This window comes from Pseudomonas sp. (genome assembly GCF_050739655.1).
Classification (GTDB): domain Bacteria; phylum Pseudomonadota; class Gammaproteobacteria; order Pseudomonadales; family Pseudomonadaceae; genus Aquipseudomonas.
This window is the reverse complement of record NZ_JBOIBY010000504.1, coordinates 1-6,412: the sequence shown is the minus strand read 5'-3', so window position 1 is coordinate 6,412 and position 6,412 is coordinate 1. Positions and strand designations below refer to the sequence as shown.

4 protein-coding genes are annotated in these 6,412 nt (G+C 59.1%); 1 reads left to right on the top strand and 3 read right to left on the bottom strand.

The features are described 5' to 3' along the window. Window positions 1-84 precede the first annotated feature (84 nt). Both ACRESJ_RS24055 and ACRESJ_RS24050 read right to left on the bottom strand, forming a co-directional pair. Window positions 85-360: a peptidylprolyl isomerase gene (locus ACRESJ_RS24055; RefSeq protein ID WP_007898282.1), complete on the bottom strand. Its 276-nt coding sequence runs from the start codon at window positions 358-360 to the stop codon at window positions 85-87. 54 nt (window positions 361-414) lie between these two features. Then, the gene (locus ACRESJ_RS24050; RefSeq protein WP_431760141.1) at window positions 415-2,952 is read right to left on the bottom strand and encodes a PAS domain S-box protein; all 2,538 of its coding nucleotides are present in this window, start codon (window positions 2,950-2,952) and stop codon (window positions 415-417) included. Between the two features lie 111 nt (window positions 2,953-3,063). On the opposite strand from ACRESJ_RS24050, the gene ACRESJ_RS24045 reads away from it, so the two are divergent. Next, the gene (locus ACRESJ_RS24045) at window positions 3,064-4,173 is read left to right on the top strand and encodes a PilT/PilU family type 4a pilus ATPase (protein WP_431760140.1); all 1,110 of its coding nucleotides are present in this window, start codon (window positions 3,064-3,066) and stop codon (window positions 4,171-4,173) included. 151 nt (window positions 4,174-4,324) lie between these two features. Here ACRESJ_RS24045 and ACRESJ_RS24040 read toward each other — a convergent pair whose 3' ends face one another. Next, window positions 4,325-6,280 (bottom strand): acetoacetate--CoA ligase, encoded by a 1,956-nt coding sequence (locus ACRESJ_RS24040; protein ID WP_431760139.1) that lies wholly within the window; start codon window positions 6,278-6,280, stop codon window positions 4,325-4,327. Window positions 6,281-6,412: the final 132 nt, after the last annotated feature.

The window sequence follows — 6,412 nt, the reverse complement described above, 5'->3', positions numbered from 1 at the left end:
GCCGCAGGCTGCGATCTTTTTATCTTGTGTTTTAAAAAAGCAAAGTAAAAAGATCGCAGCCTGCGGCAGCTCCAGGGATTTGGATTAATCCCGGTAAAACACCTGCACCAGGTGGTACCCAAACTTGCTCTTGATCGGCCCATGTACCACCCGCAGCGGCTTCTTGAAGATCACCGCATCGATCACGCCAACCATCTGCCCCGGTCGCACTTCACCCAAATCGCCTCCGCGCTTGCCGGAAGGGCAGGTGGAATACTTTTTGGCCAGCACATCGAACGCTTCGCCCTTGGCAATGCGTTGTTTGAGTTGCTCGGCTTCTTCCGAGGTTTTCACCAGAATATGGCGGGCTTGAGCTTTCATGGGACAGGTTCCTGCTAACTGGGTTTACAGCGGGGCGCGCGATTATGCCCTAACTCACTCGGGTTGGCCGATCATCGTGCGAATCTTGTTGGCCAGCAGATCAATGGAGAACGGCTTGGCCACCATGTCCATGCCTTCTTCGAGGAAACCCTGGCGTTCGGCAGCCATTTGCGCGTAACCGGTCATGAACAGCACCTTGAGTGCCGGACGACGTTGACGGGCGATTTCCGCCAATTGACGACCATTCATTCCCGGTAAGCCGACATCAGTGACCAGAAGGTCGACCCGCATGCTTGATTCGAGCAAGGGCAAGGCGGTCTTTGCATCCTCGGCTTCGAAAGCGCGATAACCCAACTCCGTGAGCAGACTCAACACCAGCATGCGCACCGCTGGATCGTCTTCCACCAGCACCACGGTTTCCCCGGCAATCGCCGCAGGCGCCTCGCTGATGACCGGTGACAGCACTTCTTCTTGCTCCACGGCATGCAGACGCGGCAGGTATAAGCGCACGTTAGTGCCCTGGCCGGGCATGCTGAAGATGTTGACGTGGCCGCCCGACTGTTGGGCAAAACCGTAAATCATCGACAAGCCAAGCCCGGTACCCTGGCCGATGGGTTTTGTGGTGAAAAACGGGTCGAACGCCTTGGCCAGCACCTTGGGCGTCATGCCGGTGCCGTTATCGCTGACGGAAATCATCAGGTAATCACCGGCCGTGACCGGCTCCAGGGTATTGATGTCCGTGCTGTCCAGATAGACGTTAGCCGTTTCGATCCGCAGTTCGCCGCCATCAGGCATGGCGTCCCGGGCGTTGATGACCAGGTTGAGCAGCGCATTTTCCAGTTGGCTGACGTCGGTGCTGACCAGCCAGACGTCTTCCGCCAATTGCAGCTCAAGCTCGATGTGATCGCCCTTGGTCCGGCGCAGCAGGTCTTCCAGCGAATGGATCAGGTCGTTGGCGTTCAGCGGCTTTCGATCCAGCGATTGGCGTCTGGAAAACGCCAGCAGGCGATGGGTCAGAGCGGCGGCGCGGTGGGCCGAGGACACGGCGGCCTCGGTGAAACGGCCGATCTCCTCTGTGCGCCCCTCGGCGATGTAACGCTGCATCAGGTCCAGGCTGCCGATAATGCCTGTCAGCATGTTGTTGAAGTCATGGGCGATGCCGCCAGTGAGCTGGCCGACCGCTTCCATTTTTTGCGCATGACGCAGCGCATCTTCGGCGCGTTCGCGCTCGAACATCTCGTTTTGCAGGCGCTCGTTGGTTTCGGCCAGTTGCTGGGTGCGCGCGGCGACCCGCTCTTCGAGGGTTTCATTGAGGTTGAGCAGGGCTTCTTCGGTGCGTTTGCGCTCGGTTTCGTCGATCACGAAGATATAAAAACCGTTGACCGCACCGTCCGCCCCGTGACGCGGCAAATAGTTCATCAGCGCATGGCGGATGCTGCCGTCACGATGCGGCGTATTGATGCTGAAACAACAAGGTCGGCCGGACAGGGCCTCTGCGATGTACTGGGCTCGCAAGGCGTAGGCGTCGTCCCCCAGTACTTCCCGAATCGTACGGCCATAAAGCTCCTGCGGCGTCAGGCCGTACCAGTCCAGGTATGCAGCGTTGTTCAGGCGAAAACGCTCCTCGCGGTCCACGTAGCTGATCAGGATCGGCATGGCATTGATGATCAACTGCAATTCGGTCTGACTCTGGCGCAACGCCTGCTCGGTGTTCTTGCGCTCGGTCAGGTCCAGTGCGGCGCCGAGGAAGCGGATTGGCCGGCCATGGTGATCCTTGTAGCAACGCCCACGGGCAAACACCCAGCGCAATTGGCCGTCGGATTGCAACAGGCGATATTCCTCGGCGTATTCGGTGCCGTGGGTGATGCAGTGCTTGATGCTGCGGGCGATCAGGGCGCGATCTTCGGGGTGTACACCGTGCAGGTATTCGCTGATTGGCAATTGGCTGGCCTTGACCGGATCGACCCCGTGCAGTTGGGCGAAATGGGCATCGGCAATGAAACGATCGTCGCCGATATCCCAATCCCAGGTGCCCACCGCGTCCGTGGCGGCAAGTGCCAGTTGCAGGCGTTCCTCGGTTTCTTTTTGCGCCTTGAGGCTGGCGGCCGAACGCTGCTCGAGCTCCAGGGCGATGCGTCGCCGTTCGTTGGTTTCGATGGCCGTGACCAGAATCCCGGCAACTTGCGCGTTTTCGTCTCGGATGGGGCTGTAGGTCAGGTCAAGCCAGAAGTCGGAATCCTTGCCGTCGCGTTGCAGGGTAAAGCGCTGCTCACTGTAGGTTCGCACCTGGCCTTGTAGGACGGCGCTGTAAATGGGGTCGGTAAAGTCTCTGAGTTCTGGCCAGACTTGGTGTGTTGGCTGTCCGAAAGCGTGCGGATGCTTGCTGCCGGCGAGGAGGGCGAAGCCGTCGTTGTAGATCTGAGTCAGCTGCGGCCCCCAGAGCAACAGCATCGGCATTGGCGAGTGAATCACGATGTCCACGGCGGTTCGCAGGCTCTGCGGCCAGGTGCTGGCCTCGCCCAGCGGGCTGTTTGCCCAGTCCAGTCGGGCAATCAAAGCCTGGGCATCGCTGCCCGTCGGTGATGCGTTCATCAAGATGTCCTGCACATAAGTCGGTGTGGCGACGTCTACTATTGTTGCTGGATTGTGAGTGACCGGTTTCAGGTCATTTTTTCATTGAATGCTTCGCGGGTGCTTTTTGCCATGGAAATCGATGCGTTATTACAACGCCTGGCCAGCCAGGATGGCTCTGATCTTTACCTGTCCACGGGTGCGCCGCCCAGTGCCCGGTTTGACGGTGTTCTGACACCCTTGGCCGAACATCCCTTCAAGCCGGGAGAAATCGCGGCCATTGCCGCGTCCATCATGGACGCCGAACAGCGCCTGGAGTTCGATCGACAGCTGGAGATGAACCTGGCGATCTCCCAGGTCGGCATCGGCCGCTTTCGAGTCAATATCTTCAAACAGCGCAACGATGTGTCGATGGTGGTACGTAATGTCAAACTCGACATTCCCCGTTTCGAAGGCCTGAAGTTACCGTCAGTACTGCTCGAAACAGTGATGCTCAAGCAAGGCTTGATGTTGTTCGTCGGCGCGACCGACTCGGGCAAATCTACCTCGCTGGCGGCTTTGATCGATTACCGCAACCGTCACAGCCGCGGGCATATCGTCACCATCGAAGACCCGATCGAGTACATCCACCGCCACAAGCAATCGATCATCAATCAGCGCGAGGTCGGCGTCGATACCCGCAGTTTCCACGCCGCGTTGAAAAACACCCTGCGTCAGGCGCCGGACGTGGTGCTGATCGGCGAAATTCGCGATCGCGAAACCATGGAACATGCATTGGCGTTTGCCGACACCGGGCATCTGGTGATCTCCACCTTGCACGCCCACAACGCCAATCAGGCGCTGGACCGCATAATCAATTTTTTCCCTGAAGAGCGGCGGGGACAATTGCTCAATGATCTGGGTAACAACCTCAAGGCCTGCGTTTCCCAGCGTCTGGTTCGCAGTCGCGATGGGCTGCGAAGGGTGGCCGTGGAGGTGATGTTGGGGACGCCGACCATTGGAGATCTGATCCGCCGAAACCAGTTTTCCGAGCTTAAGGGCGTGATGGAAAAATCATCGGCGGTGGGGATGCAGACGTTTGACGGGGCGCTGTTCGAGTTGGTTGTCGAAAGTGTGATCGATGAGGACGAAGCGTTGAAGCATGCTGATTCGGTGAACAATTTGCGTTTGCGGTTGAAGCTGCATGCTGAAGCCAAACCAGGTGCACAGGCACCACCCGGCGATTGGGGGCTCGTGGACTGACACATACCTGTACGGGAATTGGTGCTTGCAACTCGCCCCTTGTAGGAGCGAACTTGCTCGCGAAAAACCTACAGGCAACGCGGGGAATCAGGTTTCCCGCGTAATCGTTCACGACCTTCGCGAGCAAGCTCGCTCCTACAGAATATTGGTTTCAGTCCTGGAGTTCGGGGCGGTTGCGGAACTGTTCCAGCGCTTCGGGATTGGCCAGCGCATCGGTGTTCTTGACCTTTTGTCCATGCACCACGTTACGCACCGCCAACTCGACGATCTTGCCGCTGATGGTGCGGGGAATGTCAGTCACCGCGACAATCTTCGCCGCCACATGGCGCGGCGTGGTGTTGGCGCGTATGACCTGGCGGATCTGTTGTTGCAGCGTTTCATCCAGCGTCACGCCGTCTTGAAGGCGGACGAACAGCACCACCCGCACGTCATCCTGCCACTGCTGACCAATGGCCACGCTGTCGAGCACCTGTGGGACTTTTTCCACCTGACGATAGATTTCCGCCGTGCCAATACGCACGCCGCCGGGGTTGAGCACCGCGTCGGATCGCCCGTGGATCATCATCCCTCCATCGGTCAACTGCTCGGCGTAGTCACCCTGAGCCCAGACGCCGGGGAACTGGCTGAAGTAGGAGGCGCGCAGCTTTTCGCCGTCCGGGTCGTTCCACAGGCCGATAGGCATGGCCGGGAAGTGCCGGGTGCACACCAGTTCACCTTTTTCGCCGATGACCGGTTGGCCATCGTCGTTCCACACTTCGACGGCCATGCCCAGGCTTTTGCCCTGCATTACGCCCCGGCGCACCGGTTGCAAGGGGTTACCGTTGGCGAAGCAGGAAATGATATCGGTGCCGCCGGACATTGATGCCAGGCACACATCAGTCTTGAGGTCGCGATAGACGTAGTCGTAGCTCTGTGGCGACAGTGCGGAACCCGTGCAAAGCAGGGTTTTCAGGCTACTCAAGTCATGGCTTTGTCGCGGTTTTACGCCACTGCTTTCCAGGGTGGCGAGGTATTTGGGGCTGGTGCCGAAGACAGTAATGAGCTCGTCGTCAATCAAGTCGATCAAGCGTTCGGGAACGGGCTCGAACGGCGATCCGTCATACAGCACCACGGAACTGCCTGTCGCGAGGGCCGAGACCAGCCAGTTCCACATCATCCAGCCGCAAGTGGTGTAGTAGAACAAGCGTTCGCCGGGGCCAAGATCGCAATGCAGGCCGTGTTCCTTGACGTGTTGCAACAGCGTGCCGCCGGTGCCGTGGATGATGCACTTGGGCACGCCGGTGGTACCGCTGGAATAGAGGATGTAGAGCGGATGATCGAAGGGCACCGGGACGAAGTCCGGCTCGCCGCCGGGATCATAGAAATCGTCCCACAGCGTCACATTGGCCTGGGTGCTGAAGTGTTCAATGTGTGCGTCCAGCCGCGTGTATGGCACGAGGACCATCTGCTGCAGCGACGGCAGGCGTTCGAGAATTTCGTTGAGCTTGTCCCGTTGGTCGATCTCTTTGCCGGCGTAGCGGTAGCCTGCGCAGGTCACGAGCACTTTCGGCTCGATCTGGCCGAAGCGATCAATCACCCCTTGGGTACCGAAGTCCGGCGAAGAGCACGACCAGATCGCCCCGAGGCTGGTGGTGGCGAGCATGGCCACCAGGGTTTGCCAGGTGTTGGGCATGCACGCCGCGACTCGGTCGCCAGCACCGACGCCTGCGGCGATCAAACCGTTCTGAAAGCCTGCGACGTGCTCGGCCAGTTCAGCCCAGGTCAAATGTTCGCGCTGTCCGTTTTCTGCTACGGCAATGACTGCGATGGCATCGTCGCGGCGGCGCAGTAAGTGTTCGGCGAAATTAAGGGTCGCACCGGGAAACCACTGGGCGTCGGGCATTTGTGAACCCTCCACCAGCACCGCGTCGGGTTGCTGATGGAAGCGGATATCGAAGAAATCAACGATCGCCTGCCAGAAGTCCGGGCGCTGATCGATGGACCATTGGTGCAGGGCCGCATAGTCATCGAGGTGTATGTGATGGCGCTTGATGACGAAGCTCCGGAAGGCCTCCATGCGAGTCTTGCCGATGCGTTCGGCGCTGGGTTGCCACATTATTTCGGACATGATTTGCCTCTTCTTGTTTGTTTGCACAGCAATCCCCTGTAGGAGCGAGCTTGCTCGCGAAGGTCGTCAACGATAACGCTGGCTGCCTGACGCTCGGGGGTGTTCTGTCGTTCTTCGCGTGCAAGCTCGCTC